This window comes from uncultured Dysosmobacter sp. (assembly GCF_947631165.1).
GTDB lineage: Bacteria > Bacillota > Clostridia > Oscillospirales > Oscillospiraceae > Oscillibacter.
Genome location: NZ_CANRKH010000001.1, coordinates 26972 through 52577, shown reverse-complemented (window position 1 = coordinate 52577; position 25606 = coordinate 26972). Strand labels below are relative to the sequence as shown.

Here is a 25606-nt window from a genome sequence, read left to right as displayed (position 1 = left end):
TCAAAGCTGCTATTCGCCAAGGTATGTAGAGTGTTTTGACGATTCACGGACAAATCGTACGCAGGCACGCTTCAGCGGAGGTCCTGTCCCAGAATATATTTTTGCAGGGGCTTGTACAGCACCGCCGCCAAGACCAGGGCGATGAGGGTGTTGGGCAGCATGTAGGAGCCGTTGTAGACCAGGGAGTAGAGGGAGGGGCTGGAGAAGGTCCAGTTCAGGAATTCTGTGGGGGCCACGATCTTATAAATGGTGACGCCGCTGATATAGTGGACAATGAAGCGGCCGAAACAGCCCACCACAGTACCCACGAACAGGCCCCACTTTTTACCCTTGAACAGTCCAGCCAGGCCCAGAGGCGTGAAAGCCACCAGATAGTCCAGCAGCATGGACTGCCAGCCCCAGGCGTAGGCCCCATCGAAGATCAGCTGCAAAAGGCCGAACACGAAGCCAGCCATCAATCCGGAGCGCCAGCCCCAGCGGATGGCGAAAAAGAGGATGGGGAACATGGCGGGGGTTATGGAGCCGCCGTTGGGGGCCTCGGCCAGCTTCACATAGCTGAGGACCTGGGCCAGGGCCACCATGAGCGCGCCCTCGCACAGCATCCGGACCCGCAGGTGCGATTTGTTCTGCATAAAGATACCTCCTGAGCATCCGCGGCGGAGCGGAAGGCCTGCTGCCCGCCGGGGATCAAAAAATACCGCAAGCCACCGAACGGGCTTGCGGTATGGAAAAACGAGCGACGTGCTCACTTCCTACGCCGGCATTACCCGGATCAGGTTCAAGGGACCGGAGGCGGCGCCGCCTCTGCATCTCAGCCAGGAATCAGCTCCCAGCGCCCCTGTGTTCGATTGTCATGCGGTTCAAGTGCAATCATATGCAAAAAACAGGAAAATGTCAATAGAAAATCTGTATTTCTTTTTTGCCGTTTTTATGGTAAAATCGAAAAAAACCAGAAAGGAAGTGCCGCTATGAGCCTGTTCGGCCTGCCTGAGAGCGATCCTGCCGCCGTCCGGGTCCGGGAGGCGGCTGCCCGGGGGACGCTGTCCCACGCGCTGCTGCTGACAGGCGGCGGCGACCGCCTTGCCGCCGCCCGCTTTGCCGCCGCGGCCATGGAGTGCGAGGCGGAGGGGAAACGTCCCTGCGGGCAGTGCCCCGCCTGCCGGAAGGTACTGGCGGATATCCATCCCGACGTGGTGACGGTCCGGGATGAGCAGCATAAGAACATCGCCGTGGACGTGGTACGGGCGATCCGCGCGGACGCCTATATCCGGCCCAACGAGGGGCGGCGGAAGGTCTATCTCTTTCCGGACTGCGCCCTGCTGACGGAGCAGGACCAGAACGTCCTTTTGAAGATCGTGGAGGAGGGACCGCCCTACGCAGCGTTCCTCTTCTGCGCGGAAAACGGGGCGGCGGTATTGCAGACCCTGCGCTCCCGCTGTGTGGAGCTGAAGCTCCGTCCGGTGGAGGAGCCTGCCGGAGAGACCTCGGCGGCGGGCGAGGAGCTGTGCCGGGCCATCGGCAGCCGCCGGAGGGGCGCGGCGGCGGAGCTGGCGGCGCGGCTGGAGAAAAAACGCCTGGCCCGGGAGGACCTGTCCGCCATGCTGGACCGGGCCGGGGCGGCCTTTGCGTCGGCGCTGCTGCTGCTCTATGGACGGCCCCCGGAGGAAACGGACAGGGAAATAGCGCCATTTCTCGCGAAAAACTTGACAAAAAACCAAATCATGTCCACAATAGAAGTGCTGCGGAAGTATCAGGGCGAGTGTGTCTATAACGTAGGCCCCGGCCACGTGCTGGGCGCCCTGGCAGCGGAATTGGAGGGTATCCTTTGACAGAAGTAATCAGCGTCCGTTTTCGGGGCGGATGCAAGAATTATTATTTTGACCCCAAAGGGGTCCAGGTGAAGATGGGCGACCAGGTGATCGTGGAGACCGCCCAAGGCCCGGAATTTGCCACCTGCACCGAGGGCAACCACGAGGTGGAGGATTCTGCCATCGTCAAGCCCCTGTGCGCCATGCTGCGGATGGCCACCGACAATGACCGCCGTGCCGTGGAGCACAACAAGAAAAAAGAGAGCGAGGCCTTTGACATCTGCGAAAAAAAGATCGCGGAGCACGGTCTGGAGATGAAGCTGGTGAACGTTTCCGCCAGCTTCGACGGCAACAAGATCATCTTTTATTTCACCGCCGACGGCCGGGTCGATTTCCGGGAGCTGGTGCGGGACCTGGCCGGCGTGTTCCGAGCCAGGATCGAACTGCGGCAGATCGGTGTGCGGGACGAGGCCAAGATGATCGGGGGCTTGGGCATCTGCGGGCGGCCCTTCTGCTGCTCCCAGTTTTTGGACAGCTTCCTGCCCGTCTCTATCAAGATGGCCAAGACCCAGAATCTCAGCTTGAATCCCACCAAGATCTCCGGCACCTGCGGTCGGCTGATGTGCTGTTTGAAATACGAGCAGAACGCCTATGAGGACGCCGCCAAGCGGATGCCCAAGGCGGAGAGCTTTGTCCAGACTCCCGACGGTCCCGGCAACGTGAAAAGCGTGGATCTGCTGCGGGAGACGGTGAAGGTCAGCCTGGACAGCGCGCCGGAGCCGCTGAAGTGTTATCACAACTGCGAGATCTGTGTGCTGCGGAACGGCAAGGGCAGCCGGGAGGGCATCGAGATCCCGGAGCGCCCTGCCCGCTATGTGGAGGAGCTGGAGGAAGAGGAATTCATGGCTCCAGTGCTGGCTACGCCTTACTATCACATGGACGCCTACCTGGAGGACGCTCCGACCCGGGAGAGGATGGGCACCGAAGGGGGCGAAAAGCCCCGCCGCCGCCACCGGGGCGGACGCCGCCGGAGCGGAAAGGCCGCCGACGGGACCAAGCCGGAGCAGTCCAAGGGCGGCGAGGAGAAAAAGGGGCAGCAGAAGTCCCGGCCTTCAAAGCCCCAGGCCCCTAAGCAACAGGAGCCCAAGCAGCCCCGGCTGGAGGCCAAGGCCGAAGGTGGGGAGACCAAGCGCCGCCACCGGCCCCATCATCGCGGCGGACGCCGCCGGAACAAGGGCGGCGAGAGCGGCCCGAAGAGCGAATAAACGGCAGAGAGGCGCTGAGGGCCTGGAAATTCCTGATGTGAGCGTTTTTGGAAACAGAAGACTGCCCGCCGCCCGCGCCGCGGGCGGCGGGCAGTTCAGTAATGGCGACGATGGGGGAAAGGAGACCGGTCCATGGGAAAATTCAGCGGCGTGCTGCTGGCCAGCGATTTTGACAACACACTGATCTATACGGAGGAGGCCCTCCGCACCGGCGTTCCGGTGCCGCCGCTGTCGGCGGAGAACCGGGCGGCGCTGGAGTACTTTATGGCGGAGGGCGGGGCCTTCTCCATCGCTACGGGCCGTGCCCTGGCCGCCTTTATCCGATATGCGGACATGGTCCCCATGAACGCGCCCGGCGTGGTGTGCAATGGCGCGGGATTGTATGACTTTGCCGCCGGTGCCTATTTGGAGACCGCCATGCTGGACGATCCCGCCCGCCGGCGTGGCCAGGCGGTGCTGGACCGCTTTCTGCCCGTGGCGGTGGAGGCCTATCATATCGACAATGTGATCCACGCCGTCCGCCCCAATGAGATAACCCGCCGGCATGAACATCTGACAAAGGTGGGTGTGACGGAGGCCCCTTCTTTGCTGGATGTGCCCCTGCCGCTGGGCAAGCTGCTGTTCGAGGCAGATCACGCCGTGCTGGAAGCCGTGAGGGACTATTTGGCCGCCCAAGGCTGGGCGGAGGACTATGAGCTGATCTTCTCTCAGGACACCCTGTTGGAGATGACCGCTCGGGGCGCGGACAAGGGCGGCATGGTCCGCCGCCTTGCGGCGCGGCTGGGCATCTCCATGGATCATATGTACTGCGTGGGTGACGAGGCCAACGACTTGTCCATGCTGACCATCGCGGCGGAGGGCTTCGCCCCCGCCAACTGCGCGGAGGCGGTGCGCTCCAGCGGCGCCACCATCGTATCAGACGCCCGGGAAAGCGCCCTGGCGGACGTGGTCGCGATCCTGGACAGGCGGTATTAAGAACCCGTACCGATAGGCGCTGCACACCGCGGAAAAGCGTATAAAAAGGCCGGCCCTACAGGCCGGCTTCATTTTTTGGAGGGATAGGGGGTCTGCTGGTCGGTTCGTCCCAGCAGATAATCCACACTGACATGGTAAAAGTCCGCCAGGGCGCAGAGCACCTGGGGCGGCAGCATCCTCTGGCCGCTTTCGTAATAGGCGTAGGTCCGCTGGGAGACGCCGGCTACCTCGCCCATCTGTGCCTGGGTCAGATCGTGGTCCTCCCGCAGGTCCCGTATCCGCTGATACATCGTCATCACCTATGGTTAGGATACGATAGAACAAATCGTTCTATTAACTTTTTGAATAATTTGTTCTAAACTTGACACATCCACCGTTTTTGTGTTACTGTACTAGACGGATAGTACAAGAAAAAACGGGAGGTGTATTCCTTGAAGTGGCTCTTTTCAAATGACGCGCCTATCTATACCCAGCTGATCCAGCAGATCAAGGTGGGGATCGTTTCCGGCGCGTTCCCACCGGGGGAGCGGCTGCCGTCGGTGCGGGATCTGGCCACGGAGGCTGGGGTGAATCCCAACACTATGCAGCGGGCGCTGATGGAATTGGAACGGGACGGACTGGTGTATACCCAGCGGACCGCGGGCAGATTTGTGACGGAGGACAAGAACATGATCGAACAGGCGAAACGGAGCCTGGCGGAGCGCCATCTCAAGACGTTTTTGACGGCCATGCTCCGGCTGGGCTTCCAGCGGGAGGAGATCATTGACCTGCTGCGGCAGGAGTCGGGAGAGGAGGGTATGACACATGTCGATTCTGGAGTGTAAAGACCTTTGCAAGAATTACGGCCGTGTTCCGGCGCTGGATCAGGTGAGCTTCACTGTGGAGCCAGGCCGCATCGTGGGATTGCTGGGGCCCAACGGCAGCGGCAAGACGACTCTCATCAAACTGGCCAACGGCCTGCTGACTCCCAGCAGCGGCGAGATATTGGTGTGCGGCATGGCGCCGGGGAAGGAGTCCCACGCCTGCGTCAGCTACCTGCCGGAGCGGACGGCCATTCCCACCTGGATGTCCGCCAGACAGCTGCTGGACTTCTATGAGGATTTTTACGCCGATTTTCGCCGGGACGCGGCGGAGGAGATGCTGGCCCACCTGAATATCCAGGCAGGGCAGCGCATCAAGCAGATGAGCAAAGGGACCCGGGAAAAGGTGCAGCTCATCATGGTGATGAGCCGGGCGGCGAAGCTGTATCTGCTGGATGAGCCTATTGGCGGTGTGGACCCCGCCACACGGGATTACATCCTCTCCACCATCATCGGAAACTACAATCCGGAGGCGGCGGTGGTCATTTCGACCCATCTGATCTCCGATGTGGAGAAGGTGCTGGACGAGGTCATCTTCATCAACCAGGGCCGCATGGTGCTCCAGTCTTCCGTGGATCAGATCCGGGAGGAGAAGGGCATGAGCGTGGATGAGCTGTTCCGGGAGGTATTCAGATGCTGAGAAAATTGATGAAGCACGAGTTCCGTGCCACCGGGCGGATCATGCTGCCCTTGTATTTGATCCTGATCGTGACGTCCTTCGGCGCCAATCTGACCACCCGGGGCCTGCTGTCCACGGAATACCGCATCCTGGATGTGCTGGGCGTGCTGCTGGTGATGGCTTTCGCCATTGCCATTGTGGCGGTCTGTGTCATGAGCATGGTGGTCATGGTCCAGCGGTTCTATAAGAACCTGCTGCAGGACGAGGGCTATGTGATGATGACCCTGCCGGTGTCCGTGCATCAGCAGATCTGGAGCAAGCTGATCGTCTCCGCCGTGTGGTTCGCCGCCACGGTGCTGATGATCATTCTGGCCTGCTGCATCGTGGCCTTCAACGTAGAGTTCGTTGATGAGTTCTTCCACTTCATAGGAGACATCTTCCGGGGGATTATGCGGGAGGACGCCTATTTCATCGCCAACGGCACTGCCTTCGCGGTGGAGGGGATCGTGCTGTGCTTCCTGGGCAGCTGCGCCATGTGCCTGCAATTTTACGCCGCTCTGGCGGTGGGCCACAGCTCTGCCAACCACAAGATGGTCTGGTCCGTGGGCATGTTCTTCCTCTTCCAGTTCGTGATACAGTTCCTGGGCTCCATGCTGGTGATCCTGGCGGATGGCACCGGGCTGGATGTTTTCCTGACAAACTTCCTGCCGCAGTTCAACGGCGTGGCCGCCATGCACGCGGTGCTGATCTTCTGCATCGTGCTGACGGTAATCTACGGCGCCATCTTCTACGCCGTCACCACGTTCTTCTTGAAAAAGCGCCTGAATCTGGAGTAAAATGTCCTTAACACCTGCACGGGCCGTGGGCGTGCCCCGGCTCGTGCATCCTGTTTTGGAGGAATGTATGCCCTTTTTGGAGACTGCGTTTGGAAAACTGCTGATGACCTTCGGCACCGCCATGGTGCCGGTGGTGGAGCTGCGGGGAGCTATCCCTGTGGGCGTCGCCGCGGGGCTGCCGCCCGCCGTGGCCTGTGTGGCGGCCATACTGGGAAACCTGCTGCCAGTACCCTTCATCATGCTGCTGGCCCGCCGCATCGCGGACTGGCTGCGGGGGACAGCCTTTTTTGGACCCAAGATCGACTGGCTGGAGCGCCGCGCCCACCTGAAGGGACGCATCGTGCGGAAATACCGCCTGCTGGGCCTGGTGATCCTGGTGGCCATCCCCCTGCCGGGGACCGGAGCATGGACCGGGGCCTTGGTGGCCTCGGTGCTGGACATCCGGATGCGCCACGCCATCCCCGCTATTTTCCTGGGGCTGGTGGTGGCCGGGATGCTCATCACATTTTTGACCATGGGATTGATCCGGCTGTTTTGACCGGAGAAGGAGCGTATCATGAAACGATCATTGACCATCTGCACGGCGCTGCTGTCGCTGTCCCTGCTGGCGGGCTGCGCCGTCACATCCCCCACGGACCCGAAGCTCCAGGAGGACTGGGACGACGCTGCGGACGAAGCGCAGGAGGACTTTTTGGAGGATATTCAGGACGCCCTGGAGGACGACGGGGAAAAGGCCCACCGCTGGAAGGTCCTGGACGCAGAGGGACAGGAGCTGTACACCGTCACAGACCCGGAGGCAGTGGCGGCGCTGGATGAAATGCTCAGTGACGATGGCTGGGGACGGCTGGAGAAGGAACCCGCCGATCCAGCTTACAGCTACGTTTACAGCCAGGAAAAGACCCTGCTGGCGGGCCAGGACCCGAACGCAGAGCGGGAGTACGAGGATCTGATGACCTTTACCGTCTTTGCCTCGGAGGACGCGCTGACCATGCAGATCCTGGGCGGACTGGAGGAGCTGTCGCTGATCCCTGGCATAGACTGGGAGGATGTGCTGACCTTTTCCGCTTCCATTCCAGCGGCGACGGCGGAGGCCCTGCGGGACCCCGCCCAATTTGCGGAATGACCGAGAGAAGAAAAGAGCGCCGGACGGCGCTCTTTTTTGATGCTTATTCGGCGGAAAAGACCTTGCGCCCGGCGCTCCACACCGTACGGACGGCGTTCCGCTGCCGCCGGTAGACGCACCGTTCCAGCCGCTCCGCCGCTGTCAGGGGACGGGGCTGAGGGAGCTGGCTGTCATCCAGCACGATAGCGTGGAGGGGATTTCCCGCCGCGAAGCCCGGCTGCTCGCCGAAGTACGACGCTCCGGCAGAGGTGGCCAGATACCAGCCCTCGGACACGGTGAGGAAGTCCGTCTGCCAATCGTCCAGGACCCGGCGGGCCTTGGAGGCCCGAATGGAGGCCGCCGTCACGTCGAACATGCTCAGATGGTCGCCTCCCGCGATGTCGCTGCCCAGGGCCACCTTGATCCCCTCGTTCAGCATGGCCCGGATGGGAGCCACACCGGAGCAGAGGTTCTGATTGGAGTCGGCACAGTGGACCACAGTGACGCCTGCGTCCCGGATGGCCCGCCGTTCCCGTTCGTCGCACCAGACGCAGTGGGCCATGACAGTGCGGCTGTTCCACATGCCGAATTTGGCATAGGTCTCCCAGTACTGGGGACAGTCTGGATGGAGCTGCCCCACCCAGTCCACCTCCGCCCGGTTTTCCGACAGGTGGGACTGCACCGGCAGATCCCGCTCAGCCGCCAGCTTTCCCAGGAAGGCCATCAGCTCATCAGTGCAGGAGGGGGTAAAGCGGGGGGTCAGGATGGGCTTGACATGCCGGAAGTCCCCACAGGCTTCCAGCCAGCGCAGCGTTTCTCGGATGGACACTTCCGTGGTCTCCTGCAGATTTTCGCCGCCGTTGCGGTCCATGTTCACCTTGCCCACATAACCGGTGACGCCCGCTTTTTCCAGCTCATCCATCAGGATGAGGGTCGCCTCGGTGTGGAGGGAGGAGAACATGCACACCCGGGTCGTGCCGTTTTCCACCAGCTCTCGGGCTAGCTGCCGGTAGACCGCCCGGGCGTAGTCCGGGTCGGCGAACCGGGCTTCGGTGGGAAAGGTATAGGTGTTCAGCCAGTCCAGCAGGGGCAGGTCCATGCCTGTGCCCAGCATGGGGTATTGGGGAGCATGGAGATGGAGGTCAGCGAAGGATTGGAGGATCAGGGCGTTGCCAAGATCCTCCACCGGGACGCCGGCGTACCGCTCCGGCAAGACGGGGAACACGCCGGAGATGACGCCGTCCTCAGCCACCAGATAGCCGTTTTCCGTAACATCCAGCCTGCCCAGGGCGGGGGCGGAGACAACGGTGCCCTTTAAGATCGTGATAGCCATACAAAACACCTCGACATAGTATTTCGACACAAAAGAAAAGGAGCGCCTGTCCGAACAGGGGTCCCCCGTCGGCCAGACACTCATAGCAGAGCCTTTGGCGGCTCCGTAGAAACTTTCGCGCCATATCAGCGAAACTATATGAGTCCTCTTGATTTGTATGCCGTTATTTACAAAATAGCACAGAATCCGGGAAAAGGCAAGATGATTTTATAACTTGCCGGGAAAACGCATGGGAAATAGGAAACTTCTGGCCTTTTGCCTATTTGGTGAAGAAGACAGTTTGCTATATATAGGAGCAATGGACGGCGCTATATATTGCTTATCTTCCGCTCGGAAAATAGCAAACTTTTTTTATGAGCTTATTGGACAAAGAGGCCGACTATTTCATGGAGCAACAATTCCATTTTGTTAGTCAATTTGACAAAGGAAAAAGTTATAAGCGTTAAAAAAAGTCTGAACGATAAAAGACTACACGAAATCATAGAGCAGGAAGCTGGTCTGCGCTCTGGCGCTGGAGGTTTGGCTGAAGAGAAAAGCAGATCCGAACGAAGCCGGCGGGTCTATAGGATGACGCGCCCGCTTTGATCCTTTGTCCCGGGCGGCGATGGCCGCCCGTTTTTTTCGCATCCGCACCTCTTTCGCCGCCGCTGCTTATACTGTCATACGGGCGGCGCTCCGCCCGAATCAGACAGAAGGCGTTGATGATATGCTTCGATCCTTACAGTGGGCGGCGCTGGGTACGGGATTTACCTTCCTGATGACGACCCTGGGCGCCGCCACGGTGTTTTTCTTTGCCGGGGAACCGAAGCCCCGGTTCCAAAAAGCCATGCTGGGCTTTGCCGCCGGGGTCATGACGGCGGCTTCCGTGTGGAGTTTGCTGCTGCCCGCCATCGACCAGGCGGCGGAGGAGGGGCGTTTTCCCGGCTGGCTGCCAGCGGCGGCGGGGATGCTGCTGGGCGTGGTGTTCCTGGCGGCGCTGGACGCCGTCCTGCCCTATCTGCGGCGCAGGGAGACCGACGATGCCTGGCGGCAGAACACCCTGCTGATGACAGCCATCACCCTACATAATGTGCCGGAGGGCATGGCGGTGGGGCTGGCCTTCGCCCTGGCCGCGTCTGGGGAGAATTTTGCCGGCGCGGCGGCGCTGGCCATGGGCATCGGAATCCAGAACTTCCCGGAGGGGGCCGCTATTGCCCTGCCCCTGCGGCAGGAGGGAAGCTCCCGGCGGCGGGCTTTTGCGGGGGGAATGCTGTCCGGTGTGGTGGAGCCGGTGTTCGGTATCCTGGTGGTGCTGATAGCAGGCTGGGCGCAGCCGCTGATGCCGTGGCTGCTGAGCTTTGCCGCCGGGGCCATGCTGTATGTGGTGGTAGAGGAGCTGGTGCCCCAGGCCCACAGCCGGGCGGGGACGTGCGGCTTCGTGGGGGGCTTCCTCATCATGATGGTGCTGGATGTGGCGCTGGGATAAGGGCGTCCAGGGAAAAATCAGATTCTTTCAAAAAAACCGACACGGTGTTTTTACGCCGTGCCGGTTTTTGTTATTCAGCCTTGGGCGGCTCGATCAGAGTGTAGTTCCCGGACCGGATCAGGTCCGCCAGCTCAAAGGTGTCGGCGGGCAGAGTGTCAGACAAAATGCCGCTGCGGGCGATATCCGGGGTCTGGTGGCAGTCGGACCCGGCGGTCTGGAGCAGGCCGAACTGCTCGGCATAGGCTTTTGCCCAGTCGTTGTGGCTCTCGTGCCGGGGATGGGCGTTGATGACCTCCACGCCGTCCAGATAGCAGGCAATGGCGGGGGTGCACTTCTTCCGGTAGGGGTGGGCCTGGATCAGCAGGGCACCGGCTTCCCGGGCCAGCTTGGAGAATTCCACTACGCTCATTTTCAGGTTGCGGGGCATGTCCCGCAGCAGCTCGTCCGGCCAGCCGTAAAGCAGGTAGTCGTTGTCGCATTCGTCAAAGCGCAGCTCCGCACCCTTGTAGACCCGGATGCCCAGCTCGCCGCAGGCGTCCTCCATGCGGTGGAAGCCGTCCAGGAACTTTTCCAGCAGGCCGTCGGTGCAGGTGAGGTCCAGATCCAGATACTTCACCGTGTCCCGGTTGTAGTGGTCAGTGACGGCGATGGCGTCATAGCCTGCCTCTTTGTATGCCTTTGCCAGCACGGGTGCCGTCAGGTGGCCGCATTTGCTGGTGTGAGTGGTGTGAAGATGTGTTTCGATCTTGTACATGCAAATCCGCTTCTTTCTGTTGGATATTAAACCCCAGTGAACAAAGGGCGGCGCGGGTTTTCGGGGCATCTTGAGCGGCTGACAGGTACGCCGCCCTTTGCTCACTGAGAATGTTCGCAAACGTTTTCAATAATATAGAGATACCACGAAAAACTCCCCGCTGTCAAGAGGACAGGGGGAGTTTGTTGCTTTTATGCCAGCAAAATGGGAAGCCCTGTGAGATAGCGCCGCAGCACGTCGAAAGCGTGGTTACTGGCGAGGTCCTGGATGCGGTCCCGGCGGCGTCCGCCCAGGTCCAGCGGGCGGCAGAAGGTGCCGTCCGGCGTGGACAGGCCGATGTAAACGATGCCCACGGCCACGCCCCGCTCATCGGGATCCGGTCCCGCCACGCCGGTGACGGACACGGCGATGTCCGCGCCGGTGATCCGGCGGGCGCCCTCCGCCATGGCCCAGGCAGTCTGTTCAGACACGGCACCGTATGTATCCAGCGTCTCCTGGGGCACGCCCAGTACCGCCGCTTTCACGCTGGTCCAGTAGCTGACCACACCGCCCCGGTAAACGGAGGAGACGCCGGGCAGGGCAGTGAGCCGCTCCGCGATCCGGCCGCCGGTGCAGCTCTCAGCGGTGGCCAGGGTCAATCCCCGCTCCTTCAGCAGCTTCACACAGGCGTTTTCCAGGCCGGGAACGTCCACACCGTACACATAGTTTCCCAGAAAATCAGTGACCTCCTTCACCACAGGGGCCAGCATGGCCTCCGCCGCTTCCTGGCTGGCGGCCTTGGCGGTGGCCCGGAGGCGTACCTCGCTGGGCTTGGCGTAGGTGGCCAGGGAGGGATTCTCCATATGGGACATCTTCTCCCGCATCAGCTCCTCCATGGGGCTTTCCCCCAGGCCAAAGGTCATAATGTCGTGGGAGACGATGATCTCGCTGGAAAGGCCCCGCAGATAGGGGAGGACATGGTTTTCCAGCATGGTCCGCATCTCAAAGGGCGGACCGGGCAGCATCAGCACATGGACGCCGCCTGCCTCAAAAGCGCAGCCTGGGGCAGTGCCAACAGGATTGTCGAACACAGTGCAGTTTTCTGGCAGCTCCGCTTGCTGGACATTGTTGGAGGGCATATTCATATGGACGTTTTTTTCAAAGAAGATCTTGAGACCGTCGAGGATGTCCTGATGCAGCACCAGGGGCCTGCCGAAGGCCTCGCAGATGGTCTGCTTGGTCAGATCGTCGTAGGTGGGACCGAGGCCGCCGGTGGTAATGATGATGTCCGCCCGCCGGCGGGCGATATCCAGCGCTTCTTTCAAGCGCAGGGGATTGTCCCCCACAACGGTGTGCCAAAAGACGTTGACGCCCACAGAGGACAGGGCCTGGGAGATATCCTGGGCGTTGGTGTTGGCGATGTTGCCCAGGAGCAGCTCGGTGCCTACGGCAATGATCTCAGCGGTGTGTGACATAGCGATACCCTCTTCTTTGAAATTAGGAGTTAGGAATGAGAAGTTAGAAATTTCGGCGTCCAGTTTTGCTGGACAGATTGGAACCATTCCGCAAAAGGCGGAATCCAACAATTCCTAATCCCTAACTCCTAATTCCTCATTTATTACGGCTTCACCCTGACCCAGCTCTCGCCTGCCAGGGCCTTTGCCACCAGAGCGTCCACGTCCAGAGCGGATTCCGCTTTCCGCACGTCCTCAATGTTGGGCCGGGTGCAGGGATGGCGGGGGGTAAACACCGTGCAGCAGTCCTCGTAGGGCAGGATGGAGGTGTCGTAGGTCCCGATCTCCCGGGCGATACGGATGATCTCCACCTTGTCCATACCGATGAGAGGCCGCAGAACGGGCATATCGGCGACGTCATCGGTGACGGCCAGGGCCATCATGGTCTGGCTGGCTACCTGACCCAGGGATTCGCCGGTGATGAGGGCCTTGGCCCCGGCCTTTTTCGCCACGGCCTGGGCCAGCCTCATCATAAACCGCCGCATGATGAGGGTGAAATACTCCTCCGGGCAGTTCTTGCGGATCTCCTCTTGGATCTCGGTGAAGGGGACGATGTGAACGATCATCCGGCCGCAGTAAGCCGTCAGCAGACGGGCCAGCTCCAGCACCTTGTCCTGAGCCTGCTGGGAGGTGTAGGGCGGGGAGACGAAGTGGACCATCTCCAGCTCCACGCCCCGGCGGGCCATCATCCAGGAGGACACAGGGCTGTCCAGTCCGCCGGACAGCAGGCTGACGGCGTGCCCTCCCATACCCACCGGCAGGCCGCCGGCGCCGGGCAGGGCGGGGGCATGGACGTAGGCGTACTTCTCCCGGATCTCTACGAACACCGTCAGCTCCGGATCGTGGACGTCCACCGCCACATGGGGAAACAGCTCAGCCAGATCGCCGCCCACGGCCTGGCTGAGCTGGATGGAGTTCATAGGGTACTGCTTGTCCGCCCGCTTGCTCTCCACCTTGAAGCTCTTTGCCCTGGCGAATTCGTCCGCCAGATAGGTCCTGGCGGTGTCCACAATGGCCTCCACTGTCTTTTCACAGGGGACGGCCCGGGCTACGGACACTACGCCGAACACCTGTCCTGCGGCCCTGTAAGCCGCCTCCATGTCGCAGTTGTCCGTAGTTGGCTCCACATAGATGGTGCTCTGGCGGATATACACCTGAAAGCTGCCGCAGCTTTTCAGTCGCCGCCGGACGTTGGACACCAGCTTGTCCTCAAAGGACCGGCGGTTCAGGCCCTTCAGCACCACTTCTCCCAGCTTCAGCAGCAGCATTTCATTGTTGTTTATCATGGGACGCTCCCTCCTATATGGTCGATGAACTTAAAAAATCGCAAACAATTTTTCTTGCGGGCTGCGCCCACCGCACGCAAAAAGCGTGCGGTTATTTGATTACCCCCGGTGGAAAAAGGGCAACACGCCTGCCAACGGCCAAGATCAACGCTGGCGGCGTCGTCCTAGGTGGGCTATCGCCCGGCAACGAGGATAACGCCGCCAGCCGCTCATGATGCCCCGAAAAACCGAGTTGCTCTTTGTCCACTGAGGGTATAAAAGCATGATAGCACATTTCCCGCCGAAGGGAAAGAGCATTTTCACAAAATCTTTCCTGGGCCGCCGGAAACGAAAATGGCATAAAAAGTATTGATTTTTGCCATGCAATGATGTATTTTGCAAGTGGATAAAACCTTGAAACCGTTGCACTGCAACGGTTTCAGCCGTTTTATAGAGAAAAGCTTAATGTGACATACAAGTGTAACAAAAATTACCAAAAATGCCGCTGCGGAGATTAGGCTGCCACCTTATTATCTACCTGCGGCGGCGGAGACTTTGAAAAACAAAAATGTGACACACAACTGTAACAAAAGAGGAGAGACAACTATGCAGGGATACATCGTCAACCGCCCTGACGAGGGCGCCATGGACCGCATTTTACAAAAAAATTTTCAAAATGCGGCGGGGGCTGTTCTTCGGCTGGCCTGGCAGGCCGGGCTGCTGCGGGATGAGATCCAGCGCCTGACCTGGGACCAGGTGGACCTGCCGGACCAGCTTCTGCTGCCGGACCGGACGGTGCCGCTGGCGCCGGAGCTGGCGGACTGGCTGGCGGCTCTGCGGGACAGCCGGGACGGCCGCTCAGAGACGGTAGTGCTGTCGGACCGGGACCGCCGTCCTCTGATGCCCCAGTCCATTTCCCGGCTGGCCCGGCGGGCGCTGGACGAGGAGGGCCAGACCGCCGTGCGCCTCATCGACCTGCGTCACGATTTTCTGCTGCGGCAGCTGGAGACCCACAACTGGCAGTATGTCTCCCGCGTCACCGGCGTGGAGGCAGCGGCCCTGAAGGTACATTTCGCGGCGTATTTAGAGGAAAAGACGGTTTCGACCCGGATTCGCCGGAAAGCTCCTGCCGAGATTGACGAATTTGCCCTCTGGAAGCTGCTGCGCTCGGAGCGGACGACCCCGGCGGGGGTCGCCCTGTGGCTCACGTGGCAGATGGGACTGCGGCTGGGGGAGATCGTGACTCTGACCTGGGAGCAGGTGGATGGCCGGTGTATTCGCCTGCCGGACCGGGAGGTCCCCCTCACCAGCGGCGTGGAGGCCATTTTCAGGGACCTGCGGGGCGAGGGACCAGCCAGCGGCCCGGCGCTCCGCGCGCCCCGCAGCGGCCGGGCCTATGAATGGACCCGCCTGTCCAAGCTGGTGCGGGCGGCGTTGGTGCGGGGCGGATTGGATGACCTGACCCTCCGGGACCTGCGGATGGACTGCCAGCTCCGTACCGGCGGCGAGAGCCAGATCCTGACACTTGCCCGGCGGTGCGGCTCCGTGACCCGCGCCCAGGTGGCGGAGCTGATGGGTGTGTCCAAGTCTGCGGCCTACGACCGCCTCCACCAGCTGGTTTGCCGGGGGAAGCTGACCCAGGTGGGGGCCAGGTATTACCTGCCGGAGGCCGTGGTGCCGCCGGAGCGCCACGAGGCGGCGGTGGTATCCTATCTGGAGCGGGAGGGCTTCGCCTACCGCCAGGATGTGGCTCGCCTTCTGGGCATCGATCCCCGCCAGTGCCGCTCGGTGCTGCGGCGGATGGTGGACAAGGGTCTGCTGACCCTGTGCCGCCAGCGCTACACGCTGCGGGAGGACGCGGTGGCGGCCTCGTCCGGCGGCGGCACATCTATGGTGTGACCCTTGAAAATGTTACAACTATTTTCACAAAAATACCACAAAAACACGCCGTTTATCAATCAAATTACAACCCGGCCAAATCAATAGACAAATCCCGCCGGGCCTGTTACATTGAGGGTGCGAAAGGCGAAAGAGAGGCCGGCCCCGGCATAGATACGGATATCTGGCTAGCCGCTGTATGTGCGCCGGAGACGGCGGACCGGACGGCTTTCGCAAAATCAAGGCGGCTCTTCACCGCCGAAAATCTAAAAGGAGGAAAAACCATGAAGAAGTTCCTTTCCCTGGTGCTGGCTCTGGTGATGACCATGTCTCTGGTCACCGTCAGCGCCGGCGCGAAGGAGTTCACGGACGACGACAAGCTTACTTATGAAGAAGCCGTCAACGTGGTCTCCGAGATTGGCGTTGTCGACGGTTATACCGACGGCAAGTTCAATCCCACCAACGTCCTGACTCGTCAGGCCGCCGCCAAGATCATCTGCAACATGATCCTTGGCCCCACCACCGCAGCTGAGCTGCACGCGGACACCGCCCCCTATAAGGACGTGCCCCTGACCAGCGAGTTCGCTGGCTACATTGCCTACTGCCAGAAGGAAGGCATCATCAGCGGTTATGCCGACGGCACCTTCCGTCCCGGCAACACCCTGACCAGCTATGCTTTCATGAAGATGCTGCTGGGCGCCCTGGGCTATGACGCCACCACCGAGCAGTACACCGGCCCCAACTGGTCCATCAACGTGGCCAAGAAGGCCATCAACATCGGCCTGACCGCCGGTCTGGAGAGCGAGTTCAACGGCGTTAAGGCCGTGACCCGTGAAGAGGCCTGCCTGTATGCCTTCAACACCCTGCAGGCCGACCTGGTCGAGTATGAGACCGTTGTCAGCACCGTCATCAACGGCGAGCGGGTCAACGTGGGCAGCACCATCGCCAAGGCCCAGCGCTGGAACAACTCCGCCACCAAGATCGAGAACATCAAGGAAGATGACTACATCCAGTTCGCCGAGCAGTACTTCACCAAGCTGAAGAAGCTGGACGACACCGACGACTTTATGCGTCCCGCCCACACCTGGACCTACAACAAGGCCGAGCTGGGCACCTATGTGGACAAGGATAAGCTGGTCGAGTCCTACACCTCCGGCGTTACCGGCCGCGACGTGTATGATCTGCTGAAGTCCGCCACCATCCGCGACAACGATCTGGAGTGCTGGATCGACGGCGCTGAGAACAAGGACATCACCAAGGACCTGCTGGTCCGCAAGAACGAGAGCGATCTGGAAGGCTCCGGCAACGGTGTTCTGACCGAAATCTATCTGGACACCGACGACGAGATCATCACCATCGTCTCCATCAACACCTATCTGGCCAAGGCTACCTCTTCTTACAATGAGAAGAAGGAGAGCGTCGCCCTGCGCGTCTTCGAGACCAGCGCCAACGGCACCAGTAAGGACGTGGATCTGGTGGACGTGCCCGCCATCGAGAACGTGGAGAAGGACGAGTACTATCTGGTCAACATGTCCGAGAAGAACAGCACGAAGCTGGAAGTCGTGGAGCTGTTCGACGTGGAGATCCTGTCTGATTCCACCGTTACTAAGTTCAGCCAGAAGAACGAGGACGATAGGGCCGAGGGCAAGCTGACCAAGCTGACCACCGGCGGCACCGAGTACAAGAACAACGAGAAGGCATATTATGACTTCAACAATGTTCTGGACCAGTACAACGACTCCCGCCTGACCGACATGACCTATAACGTGTTCCTGGATCAGTACGGCTACTTCATCGGCGTGGACCTGTTCGACGGCGTGAAGAACTATGTCTTCATCACCGGCTACGACATGAACAAGAGCAACCTGTCCATCAAGACCGCTGACGCCGCTGCCATCTTCACCGACGGCACCATGAAGGTCATCGAGGTCAACGTGCAGGACACCAACAAGAACATCGACAAGCTGGACGGCGTTAAGGACGATGGCCAGTCCGGCAACGAGCTGTTCGACCTGTGGACCTCTAACACTGTGGGCTGCATCAAGGCGGACAACACCGACGGCAACCGTCAGCTGAACCGCTGGTATACCTACACCGTGGACGACGGCGTGTACACCCTGAAGCCCGCTACCCGCATGATCGCCAGCGACCTCAAGGACATCAAGGGTGCCGAGGAAACCACCAACGATGACGGCACCAAGGATTACAAGGCCGTTATCAACTGCTCCAATGTCCGTCTGGACGGCACCACGGTCGATCATACTGGTACTACCCCTGAGGGCACTGTCACACATGAAGAGGGTGGCCGCGCCTATGGTGAGGACGCCTCCGTGTTCATCACCGTGGACGCTGATGACGTGAGCACCTCCAAAAATGGTGACCTCGATGCCATCACTGAGGTCACTGGCGTTTACACCGGCGTCCAGGATGTGGACATCGAGATGACCACCAAGGATCAGAAGGGCATTGCCCACAGCATCTACACCCTGTTCGACAGCGACAACTACATCATCGCCTCCATCATCCTGGGCGACGCCAACGGCGCTGTTGCCAACTACGCTTACGTTCTGTCCGGCGCCAAGAGCGAGGCCCGCATCGACGGCGTTTATTACTGGGAGTTCAAGGCCATCCTGGACGGCGAGGTCAAGACCCTGACTGTCAAGAGCGAATTCTCCGACACCATCCTGGATCTGGACAAGAACCACGTGCAGGAGCTGCGCTTCGACGGCGACTATGTGGTTGCCATTGACGACGTGGACGCCAAGGATATCTACACGGATAACTCCGAAAAGATTGATGACGAGCGCATCTACGACATTGGCCACGACAACGAGACGACGACCAACAAGAAGGGTGAGACTGTTCCCAAGTATCACGATGGCTGCACCTATGAGGACGGCAAGTGCGACTTCCTGAACACCCGTCTGACGGCTGTTGCTCCCGAAGAGGCTACGCCCGAAGTGATGAACGCAACCAGCAACTACATCTATCTGCAGGGCCGCACCATGTACACCAGCGATGACGACCAGGGCCTGACCTTCACCAAGGACGCCAAGGCTGTTGTGATTCAGGAGACCAACGGCGATTGGGACGAGGAGGAGTATGATTCCGTGTCCGCTGCCGTCGCCGCTCTGGATGATCCCTTCACCGACACCAAGGAGCTGGAGTTCGGCGGCCGCATCGTGGCCATCCTGAATTCCAACGGCGTTGCTGAGTGGGTCGTTATCATCAGCGATACCGAGGTCGAGACTGGCACCACCAAGCCCGTGGTTTCCAGCGGCGATCTGGATAAGATCGAGTATGCTGACAAGAAGCTGACTGTCACTCTGACTGAGGCTGCTGCGAAGGATACTGCTTACACTGTGACACTGTCTCAGGTCAACGGCGGCGAGATCGTGGAGCTGAACACCTATAAGATCACTGTTGATAAGGATGCTACGACTGGCGAGCTGGAGATCGGCGCGCTGGCCACTGGCAACCAGTACAAGCTGACCTGCGGTGATTACAGCACCCTGATTATTGCCTGATTTGATCCGCTGATCGAATCGCGCGATTCCTCATAACAAAAAGGCCCCCGGGCTTCGGCCCGGGGGCCTTTTCTTGCTCCTGCCCAGGCCGCAAAAAAAAAGACCGCCCCCGGCGGTCCCCCTTGACAAAACGCTGGATTGTGGTATCATAAAAACAGAAAGGGCCAGCCGATCAGCGGTTCAGCCCTGACGATGAGGATTTGTTAGGTAATAAACCCAAGAAACCGTCACTTGCCAGAGTGGCGGTTTCTGCTTTTTACGATGATCGTGACTGTGAAGGTCCCGATATGTAACGTAATACGCATGGCTTCACCTCCCCTCTGGGGTGGTGTGGCCAAACCGCCAACCGTAATGACTATGCCCTTTCCGGCCCCTCGCGGGGCATTTTTATCATAACAAAATCCACAGAAAATGTCAAATCCCGGAAAACCGCCATTCCCGCAAATCTCCATCCCTTGCCCCTTTTCGTGCAACGGCGGGCCGGGGCCGCCAGTGGTAGAAATCGAAAAAGGAGGTCCAATATGGGCAAAACTGCCAGTGGGAGGCCCAGGACTGGGTCCTGCGGGAGGACTTCAACGGGGACAATCATGCGGTGGAGGCGGCACTCACCGCCCTGGCGGAGCGGGATGCGGCGCTGGAGAGCCTCATTGGCCGCTGCGGCAACTGCAAGCTGTTTTTGGACACCTATGTGGCTGACGGCGCGGCCGAGTTAGACAAATCAGAAAAAATGCTTAAATTTTAGGCATCCGGGCCGTGACTGCCCATTGTTCCCGGCCCGCCGCCCCGGTAGGATAAGGGAGAACGGAGAGATCATGCTCGTCCCAGCAGGGCGGCATTCTGAAAGGCCCGTTCGGCGGAGCCTTCAAACAGGGCGCAGAGACGGGCGGCGTCAGCCAGCAGATCGTAGCGCATCCCGCTGTCCAGCCAGTCCAGGCTGCCTCCGATCAGGACGCACTTATAGTACCGGATCAGCAGCGTCTTGTCCTCGGGCCGGAGGTCCAGCCCCGCGGCGGCGTAGTCCACGTACTCCGTCACGGTGTACAGCGCGATCCGGTCCAGCGCGGACAGAAAGCTCTCCCGCTGGACGGAGCGGTAGATGTGCAGAATGGCTTTTTTGTAGGAGCAGCAGTATTGGATCACCAGCCGGATGCAGTCCTCCAGGGATTCGGACCGGGCGTGGTCCCGGATCAGCTCGTCGGCCCGCTCCTTCACGATCTGGCCCAGCAGGCTGGGGATGTCCTGAAAGTGGTAGTAGAAGGTGTTGCGGTTCACACCGCAGCGCTCCACCAGCTCCTTGACGGTGATCTTGTTCAGGGGCTTTTCTTCCAATAGCTGGCCCAGCGTGTCGGCCAGCAGGGCTTCTGTTCGGTTCATGATCGCTCCCCCATATGATGATGCTAATTGTATTTTTAATAATCTATTATAACTGATTTCCGGCCGCATATCAACAAGAAACGGAGGAACTTTCCATGTATTCTCGCATCCCCAAGCGGGCCGCAGCCCTGGCTCTGGCTCTGATAACAGCCGTCGCGCTGGTCCCCAGCGCCGCCGCCGTGGGTGACGGCGTGACGCCGACCTATGACGAGGCCTACTATGCCACCACGGATTACTACGGCAATCTGACGAAGGGCAGCGTGGTGAAGAGCTATACCCTGAACGGCGCGGATTCCCTGACGGATCATGGTACATATGACGAGGTGGTGAACCTCACCGACGGTACCGCTCCCGTGACCCGGGACGGGACCACGGAGTTCCGTTTCAGCGGAGGCAGCGCCCCCGCTCACTTCTATTTTGAGGGCAGGACGGCCCAGCCCTTCGCGGAGCTGCCCTGGACCATCGCCGTCTCCTATACCCTCAACGGCGTGGCTGCCCGGGCGGAGGACCTGGCGGGCAAGACCGGCGTGGTGGAGATCAAACTGGATATCCTGCCCAATGAGAGCGCCAGCGAGTATGCCCGCAACAACTATACCCTGGAGGCCGCCGCTATGTTCAACCAGGATGACATTCTGTCCCTGGAGGCCCCTGGCGCCCAGGTGCAGCTGATCGGCAACCTGCGGGCGGTGCTGTTCGTAGCCCTGCCCGGCGAGGAGCAGCACTTCACCATCCGGGTGGGCAGCGAGGACTTCTCCTTCGGCGGCATGACCTTTATGATGGTGCCTGCCACCCTGGCCCAGCTGGAGGAGATCGCCAAGCTGAGCCAGCGGAAGGACGATCTGGAGGAGGATTATAACAAGCTGTCTGGAAGCTTGGACACGCTGCTGGAATCCTTTTCGGAGCTGGGCGGCAGCCTGCGGGCTACCGCCGACGGTCTGGATGAGCTGAATCAGGCCCGGGACACCATCTCCAGCGGCAAGGACCAGATCTACGCCGACGGTGACAAGGTGCTGGAGGACCTGGAGCATCTGAACGGCTCTCTGAACACCCTGCCGGGTCATCTGGACGATGCTGACGACGCAGTGACGGAGGTGACCGGCTCCCTGTCTGATCTGACCGATGCCGCCGTAGGGCTGGAGGATGAGCTGGAGGATCTGGACGGCTGCCTGAAGGACCTGCAAAAGGACGTGCGGGACATCCGCAGCGGCACTGGCAGCATGCAGAGCAATCTGAAGAAGCTGGGCGAGGACCTGAAGCGGCTGCAGGCCAGCCTGGACGAGATCCGGGATACCCTGAAGCTGCTGGATATCCGCATCAACGGCGGTATCATCTCTGAGCTGCCGAAAGCGGTGCAGGAGAAGATCAAAGTCCAGGGCCAGCGGCTGGATGATGTGCTGACGCAGGTGCGGGGATTGGAGCAGGCTTTCGCTGCTGCGGCAGGGACGAATGACAAGGGAGAAGTCAACAGCACCGTTACGTATGAAAACTTCCAGATGGCGGCGATTTCCGCCAGTGGGCAAGATCCAACGGCTGTAAAGCGGCTGATCGCGGGCGGGGACACCATTGTGGCTGGCGTGAAGGCGGCGAATCCCAATGCGACTGATGCGGAGATACAGGCGGCGCTTGCGGCGAATCTTGGCGCCGAAAACACTGCGGGCTATTTCAAAGCAAAGCAGATGGAAGCAGTTATGCAGCAGGTCTATACCGCTGTCTGCGGCGGCGTAGATCAGCCCATGACCAAGGCGGACTTTTTCACAGCCATGCTGATGCTGAACGATATCAACGCCCTGCCAGCGGATCAGCAGACCCCGGAGAATATCGGCAGGATCCTGGCCGGGAAGAACACCTATGCCCAGACCGGCAAAATGCTTTCAGAATTGAACGGCGACCATGACCTCTCAAAGGTCACCGGCCTGCTGGAAAACCTCAGCAGCCTGCTGGAGCATTTGGGCAGCGGCGGTCTCACTGGCGACCTCAGCGAGCTGGTAGGCAAGACCGACACGACCCTGGGCCATCTGGACGGCACGGCGAACGTGGGCCGGGACCTCATCGATCGGGCCAACGACATCCTGGATGAGCTGGAGGATCTGGACGACACCATCAACGACCAGGTTCCCGGTCTGCGGGATACCCTGCGGGACACCAAGACCCTGGTAGGGGATATGGTGACCACCATCGACGATACCCACGGCTTTTTGACCTCCTTCCGCTCACTGATGAAGAAGTCCGGCAGCCAGTTGGACGAGGGGACCCGGAAAAGCCTGGAAAACCTGGCGGCGACCCTGCGTAAGACCGCCCGCAGCACCGATGCGGTGGGGGATGTGAAGGTGGCCAAGGACGCCGTGACCGGCATCATCGAGGACACTTGGCACGAGTACACCGGCGACGTCAACAACCTGCTGCTGATGGATGCCACCGCACAGGCCCAGTCTCTCACCTCCCCGGAAAATCCGGCGCCCACCAGCGTCCAGATCCTGATCCGCACTCAGGAGATCAAGGCGGAGGAGGCTGACACGGAGACCAGCGGGACCGCCCAGGCCCAAAGCACCACCTTCTGGGGCCGGGTGAGCCGGATGTTCCAGGATCTCTGGGATACCATCACCGGTATTTTCCATTAAAACAACAGCCCACCGCCCAGGCGAGGTTCGGCGGAAGACCCGCCTTATCCTTGGGCGCGCGTGTTTATTGACGGCTTTTCCGCCGTCCCGCGCAAAATCCTGAAAACGGAGTGTGTTCCCTGTGCTTGAAAAAATCGCCCATTGGCTGACCCGAAAGCCCAAGCTCGTGGCGCTGGCGGCCGTGCTGCTGATGATCCCGTCGGTCATCGGCTTTGCCGCGACGCGGGTCAATTACGATATCCTTTCCTATCTGCCTGCAGACCTGGAGTCCGTCCAGGGCGAGCGGCTGCTGGAGGAGCCATTCCACATGGCCGCCACCAGTATGCTCATCGTGGAGGGGATGCCCGCTGGCTATACCAACGACCTCATCAACGAGATCAAGAAAGTCCCCGGTGTCAGCAGCGCCGTGTGGCTGAGCAACATGGTGGGCATCCAGATCCCCACGGACATGATCCCCGCCAACTTCCGGGATATGTTCTTTTCCGGCGACGCCACCATGCTCATCATCCAATATGAAAAGGGCGGCGCCACCGACGAGACCATGGCCGCCATTGCCCAGATCCGCTCCATCTGCAATGAGCGGTGCTTTCTGGCGGGCTTTTCCGTGGTGATGAAGGACACCAAGGACCTGATGGACAGTGAGCTGCCTATCTTCGTGGGACTGGCGGTGGTGCTGGCGCTGGCCGCCATGCTCCTGACGCTGGAATCCACAGTACTCCCCTTCCTGTTCCTGGGGGGCATCGGCATCGCCATCCTCTATAACTTCGGCACCAATATTTTTCTGGGGGAGATATCCTATATCACCAAGGCCATTGCGGCCGTTTTGCAGCTGGGCGTGTCCATGGACTACTCCATCTTCCTCTACCACCGCTACGAAGAGGAACGGGCGAACTACGACGACAACCGGGACGCCATGGCCAAGGCCATCGTGGCGGCTTTCACCTCCCTCTCCGGCAGCAGCCTGACCACCATCGCTGGCTTCCTGGCCCTGTGCTCCATGCGGCTGACTCTGGGACGGGACATCGGCCTTGTGATGGCCAAGGGCGTGGTACTGGGCGTGGCCACGGTGGTGCTGATATTGCCGGCGCTGGTGCTGCTGTTCGACAAGCAGATCGAAAAGCACAAGCACAAAAGCCTGCTGCCCAGCTTTGACAGGGCCAATGCCACGATCCTCCACCACCGGAAGCTGTTTTTCGTCCTCTTTCTGCTGATGTTCATCCCGTCTATCTATGCCCAGAACCACGCGGAGATCTACTATAAGCTGGATGAATCCCTGCCGGAGAATCTGCCCTCCATCGTGTCCAACGAGAAGCTGAAGGACGAATTCGACATGGCGACCTCCCACTTCATCATCCTGCGGGACGATATCTCCGCCGCGGATATGAATACCCTGGAAAACGATATCCGGGATGTGGACGGCGTGACCTCTGTGGTCTCCTACCATGCCATGCTGGGCACCGGCATCCCGGATTTCTTTATTCCGGAGGCAGTGCGGGATATGCTGAAGCAGGGCGGCTATCAGATGATGATGGTGAACTCCAGCTATGCCACCGCCTCGGACCAGGTGGCGGAGCAGCTGGAGACCCTGAATGGCATCCTAAAGACCTATGACCCGAACGCCATGATCACCGGCGAGGGCGCCATGACCAACGACCTGATCGAGACCACCGCCGTGGACTTCAGCGTGGCCAACGATCTGTCCGTGGCGGCCATCTTCCTCATCGTGGCGGTGGTGTTTAAGTCCCTGTCGGTGCCGCTGGTGCTGGTGGCGGCCATCGAGCTGGCCATTTTCATGAACCAGGGGGCCTCCTACTTCACAGGAACCGCCGTGCCGTTCATCGCCCCCACCATCATCAGCTGCGTCCAGCTGGGCGCCACGGTGGACTATGCGATCCTGATGAGCACGCGCTTCCAGGAAGAGCTGCGGAAGGGAAAGGATCGGCTGGAGGCTATCCAGATCGCGGCTACCACCTCCGATTCTTCCATCATCACCAGCGCCTTGGTGCTGTTCTGTGCGACCCTGGGCGTGTCCTTCGCCTCCATTGATCTGATCGGCTCCATCTGCACCATGCTGGCCCGAGGCTCCCTGATCTCCGCCGTCATGAGCATGGTGGTGACGCCCTGTGTTCTGTGCGTCTGCGAGCCGCTGTTCAACAAGACCAGCCTCCACTGGCGCACGGTCCCGGAGAAAAAGCGAAAACTCCCTGTAAAGAAGCAGGAAAGCACTTCAGAGGAGCGGCCCCTGGCCGGCACAAAGAAGCAGTGAGGTCCTATTCACAACAAAAAAACCGCCCCCAAGCTATTGGGGACGGTTTTTTATGCGGGAAAAGGGAGGGACACGCCGCAGGAAGCATTCCGCGGCGGCGCGTCTTTGAGGTGGCGCGCTGCATTCTAAACGCGCCGCTCAAAAGAGGGGAAAAAGAAGCGTAAGTAT

Annotated in this window: 22 protein-coding genes and 2 riboswitches; of the genes, 15 read left to right on the top strand and 7 right to left on the bottom strand. The window is 60.3% G+C overall.

Features of this window, described 5'->3' with window-relative positions:
* Nucleotides 1-71 precede the first annotated feature (71 nt).
* Entirely contained in the window at nt 72-632 is a 561-nt protein-coding gene (gene thiT, locus Q0Z69_RS00255; RefSeq protein WP_298028634.1) for an energy-coupled thiamine transporter ThiT, read from the bottom strand.
* A 100-nt stretch (nt 633-732) separates the two neighbouring features.
* Nucleotides 733-850: riboswitch (TPP riboswitch) on the bottom strand.
* 118 nt (nt 851-968) lie between these two features.
* Between thiT and Q0Z69_RS00250 the strand changes: the two genes are divergently transcribed.
* From Q0Z69_RS00250 to Q0Z69_RS00240, 3 genes are all read left to right on the top strand, one after another.
* Complete coding sequence (locus Q0Z69_RS00250; protein ID WP_298028632.1) at nt 969-1829, top strand: DNA polymerase III subunit delta'; 861 nt, start codon at nt 969-971, stop codon at nt 1827-1829.
* Nucleotides 1826-3073 carry a stage 0 sporulation family protein gene (locus tag Q0Z69_RS00245; RefSeq protein WP_298028630.1) on the top strand — a complete coding sequence of 416 codons (1248 nt, stop codon included), beginning with the start codon at nt 1826-1828 and terminating at the stop codon, nt 3071-3073. Before Q0Z69_RS00250 ends, Q0Z69_RS00245 begins: the two co-directional genes overlap by 4 nt.
* A 132-nt stretch (nt 3074-3205) precedes the next feature.
* Nucleotides 3206-4048, top strand: coding sequence for an HAD-IIB family hydrolase (locus Q0Z69_RS00240; protein WP_298028628.1), 843 nt, complete (start codon nt 3206-3208; stop codon nt 4046-4048).
* A gap of 68 nt (nt 4049-4116) precedes the next feature.
* Here Q0Z69_RS00240 and Q0Z69_RS00235 read toward each other — a convergent pair whose 3' ends face one another.
* Nucleotides 4117-4338 (bottom strand): helix-turn-helix domain-containing protein, encoded by a 222-nt coding sequence (locus Q0Z69_RS00235; RefSeq protein WP_298028626.1) that lies wholly within the window; start codon nt 4336-4338, stop codon nt 4117-4119.
* Between the two features lie 141 nt (nt 4339-4479).
* Here Q0Z69_RS00235 and Q0Z69_RS00230 point away from each other — a divergent pair, with 141 nt between their 5' ends.
* From Q0Z69_RS00230 to Q0Z69_RS00210, 5 genes are all read left to right on the top strand, one after another.
* Nucleotides 4480-4872: a GntR family transcriptional regulator gene (locus Q0Z69_RS00230; RefSeq protein ID WP_298028624.1), complete on the top strand. Its 393-nt coding sequence runs from the start codon at nt 4480-4482 to the stop codon at nt 4870-4872.
* A complete protein-coding gene (locus Q0Z69_RS00225; RefSeq protein WP_298028622.1) occupies nt 4853-5548 on the top strand; it encodes an ABC transporter ATP-binding protein in 696 nt (231 codons plus the stop codon). The genes Q0Z69_RS00230 and Q0Z69_RS00225 overlap by 20 nt, the downstream gene beginning before the upstream one ends.
* On the top strand, nt 5542-6363 hold the full coding sequence (locus Q0Z69_RS00220; protein ID WP_298028620.1) for a hypothetical protein: 822 nt from the start codon (nt 5542-5544) through the stop codon (nt 6361-6363). Before Q0Z69_RS00225 ends, Q0Z69_RS00220 begins: the two co-directional genes overlap by 7 nt.
* 67 nt (nt 6364-6430) lie before the next feature.
* Nucleotides 6431-6901 (top strand): small multi-drug export protein, encoded by a 471-nt coding sequence (locus Q0Z69_RS00215; RefSeq protein ID WP_298028617.1) that lies wholly within the window; start codon nt 6431-6433, stop codon nt 6899-6901.
* Nucleotides 6902-6919: 18 nt separating this feature from the next.
* The gene (locus Q0Z69_RS00210; protein WP_298028615.1) at nt 6920-7486 is read left to right on the top strand and encodes a hypothetical protein; all 567 of its coding nucleotides are present in this window, start codon (nt 6920-6922) and stop codon (nt 7484-7486) included.
* Nucleotides 7487-7529: 43 nt separating this feature from the next.
* Here Q0Z69_RS00210 and Q0Z69_RS00205 read toward each other — a convergent pair whose 3' ends face one another.
* The gene (locus Q0Z69_RS00205) at nt 7530-8798 is read right to left on the bottom strand and encodes an amidohydrolase family protein (protein WP_298028613.1); all 1269 of its coding nucleotides are present in this window, start codon (nt 8796-8798) and stop codon (nt 7530-7532) included.
* Nucleotides 8799-8861: 63 nt separating this feature from the next.
* Nucleotides 8862-8960, bottom strand: a riboswitch (purine riboswitch).
* 544 nt (nt 8961-9504) lie between these two features.
* Here Q0Z69_RS00205 and Q0Z69_RS00200 point away from each other — a divergent pair.
* Nucleotides 9505-10263 carry a ZIP family metal transporter gene (locus Q0Z69_RS00200; RefSeq protein ID WP_298028611.1) on the top strand — a complete coding sequence of 253 codons (759 nt, stop codon included), beginning with the start codon at nt 9505-9507 and terminating at the stop codon, nt 10261-10263.
* 70 nt (nt 10264-10333) lie between these two features.
* Here the strand turns inward: Q0Z69_RS00200 and Q0Z69_RS00195 are convergent, their stop codons facing one another.
* The 3 genes from Q0Z69_RS00195 to thiI form a co-directional block, all read right to left on the bottom strand.
* On the bottom strand, nt 10334-11017 hold the full coding sequence (locus Q0Z69_RS00195) for a PHP domain-containing protein (protein WP_298028609.1): 684 nt from the start codon (nt 11015-11017) through the stop codon (nt 10334-10336).
* 191 nt (nt 11018-11208) lie between these two features.
* Complete coding sequence (locus Q0Z69_RS00190; protein WP_298028605.1) at nt 11209-12471, bottom strand: competence/damage-inducible protein A; 1263 nt, start codon at nt 12469-12471, stop codon at nt 11209-11211.
* Between the two features lie 143 nt (nt 12472-12614).
* On the bottom strand, nt 12615-13796 hold the full coding sequence (gene thiI / locus Q0Z69_RS00185) for a tRNA uracil 4-sulfurtransferase ThiI (RefSeq protein ID WP_298028603.1): 1182 nt from the start codon (nt 13794-13796) through the stop codon (nt 12615-12617).
* Between the two features lie 17 nt (nt 13797-13813).
* Between thiI and Q0Z69_RS00180 the strand changes: the two genes are divergently transcribed.
* From Q0Z69_RS00180 to Q0Z69_RS00165, 4 genes are all read left to right on the top strand, one after another.
* The gene (locus tag Q0Z69_RS00180; protein ID WP_298028602.1) at nt 13814-14011 is read left to right on the top strand and encodes a hypothetical protein; all 198 of its coding nucleotides are present in this window, start codon (nt 13814-13816) and stop codon (nt 14009-14011) included.
* A gap of 370 nt (nt 14012-14381) precedes the next feature.
* Nucleotides 14382-15674 carry a DNA glycosylase AlkZ-like family protein gene (locus Q0Z69_RS00175; RefSeq protein ID WP_298028600.1) on the top strand — a complete coding sequence of 431 codons (1293 nt, stop codon included), beginning with the start codon at nt 14382-14384 and terminating at the stop codon, nt 15672-15674.
* Between the two features lie 263 nt (nt 15675-15937).
* Nucleotides 15938-19180 (top strand): S-layer homology domain-containing protein, encoded by a 3243-nt coding sequence (locus Q0Z69_RS00170; RefSeq protein WP_298028598.1) that lies wholly within the window; start codon nt 15938-15940, stop codon nt 19178-19180.
* A 592-nt stretch (nt 19181-19772) separates the two neighbouring features.
* Nucleotides 19773-19922, top strand: a complete 150-nt coding sequence (locus tag Q0Z69_RS00165) for a hypothetical protein (RefSeq protein WP_298028596.1) — start codon at nt 19773-19775, stop codon at nt 19920-19922.
* Nucleotides 19923-19990: 68 nt separating this feature from the next.
* Here Q0Z69_RS00165 and Q0Z69_RS00160 read toward each other — a convergent pair whose 3' ends face one another.
* Complete coding sequence (locus Q0Z69_RS00160) at nt 19991-20554, bottom strand: TetR/AcrR family transcriptional regulator C-terminal domain-containing protein (protein ID WP_298028594.1); 564 nt, start codon at nt 20552-20554, stop codon at nt 19991-19993.
* Nucleotides 20555-20649: 95 nt separating this feature from the next.
* On the opposite strand from Q0Z69_RS00160, the gene Q0Z69_RS00155 reads away from it, so the two are divergent.
* Both Q0Z69_RS00155 and Q0Z69_RS00150 read left to right on the top strand, forming a co-directional pair.
* Nucleotides 20650-23172, top strand: coding sequence for a hypothetical protein (locus Q0Z69_RS00155; protein WP_298028591.1), 2523 nt, complete (start codon nt 20650-20652; stop codon nt 23170-23172).
* 121 nt (nt 23173-23293) lie between these two features.
* Nucleotides 23294-25438 carry an RND family transporter gene (locus Q0Z69_RS00150; RefSeq protein ID WP_298028589.1) on the top strand — a complete coding sequence of 715 codons (2145 nt, stop codon included), beginning with the start codon at nt 23294-23296 and terminating at the stop codon, nt 25436-25438.
* Nucleotides 25439-25606 lie beyond the last annotated feature (168 nt).

Coding starts and splice junctions, on each gene's coding strand:
- Q0Z69_RS00215 (WP_298028617.1), top strand. CDS start 6,431: ATGCCCTTTTTGGAGACTGCGTTTGGAAAACTGCTGATGACCTTCGGC.
- Q0Z69_RS00175 (WP_298028600.1), top strand. CDS start 14,382: ATGCAGGGATACATCGTCAACCGCCCTGACGAGGGCGCCATGGACCGC.
- thiT (WP_298028634.1), bottom strand. CDS start 632: ATGCAGAACAAATCGCACCTGCGGGTCCGGATGCTGTGCGAGGGCGCG.
- Q0Z69_RS00250 (WP_298028632.1), top strand. CDS start 969: ATGAGCCTGTTCGGCCTGCCTGAGAGCGATCCTGCCGCCGTCCGGGTC.
- thiI (WP_298028603.1), bottom strand. CDS start 13,796: ATGATAAACAACAATGAAATGCTGCTGCTGAAGCTGGGAGAAGTGGTG.
- Q0Z69_RS00225 (WP_298028622.1), top strand. CDS start 4,853: ATGTCGATTCTGGAGTGTAAAGACCTTTGCAAGAATTACGGCCGTGTT.
- Q0Z69_RS00170 (WP_298028598.1), top strand. CDS start 15,938: ATGAAGAAGTTCCTTTCCCTGGTGCTGGCTCTGGTGATGACCATGTCT.
- Q0Z69_RS00205 (WP_298028613.1), bottom strand. CDS start 8,798: ATGGCTATCACGATCTTAAAGGGCACCGTTGTCTCCGCCCCCGCCCTG.
- Q0Z69_RS00195 (WP_298028609.1), bottom strand. CDS start 11,017: ATGTACAAGATCGAAACACATCTTCACACCACTCACACCAGCAAATGC.
- Q0Z69_RS00235 (WP_298028626.1), bottom strand. CDS start 4,338: ATGTATCAGCGGATACGGGACCTGCGGGAGGACCACGATCTGACCCAG.
- Q0Z69_RS00240 (WP_298028628.1), top strand. CDS start 3,206: ATGGGAAAATTCAGCGGCGTGCTGCTGGCCAGCGATTTTGACAACACA.
- Q0Z69_RS00155 (WP_298028591.1), top strand. CDS start 20,650: ATGTATTCTCGCATCCCCAAGCGGGCCGCAGCCCTGGCTCTGGCTCTG.
- Q0Z69_RS00190 (WP_298028605.1), bottom strand. CDS start 12,471: ATGTCACACACCGCTGAGATCATTGCCGTAGGCACCGAGCTGCTCCTG.
- Q0Z69_RS00220 (WP_298028620.1), top strand. CDS start 5,542: ATGCTGAGAAAATTGATGAAGCACGAGTTCCGTGCCACCGGGCGGATC.
- Q0Z69_RS00180 (WP_298028602.1), top strand. CDS start 13,814: ATGGTCGATGAACTTAAAAAATCGCAAACAATTTTTCTTGCGGGCTGC.
- Q0Z69_RS00200 (WP_298028611.1), top strand. CDS start 9,505: ATGCTTCGATCCTTACAGTGGGCGGCGCTGGGTACGGGATTTACCTTC.
- Q0Z69_RS00210 (WP_298028615.1), top strand. CDS start 6,920: ATGAAACGATCATTGACCATCTGCACGGCGCTGCTGTCGCTGTCCCTG.
- Q0Z69_RS00160 (WP_298028594.1), bottom strand. CDS start 20,554: ATGAACCGAACAGAAGCCCTGCTGGCCGACACGCTGGGCCAGCTATTG.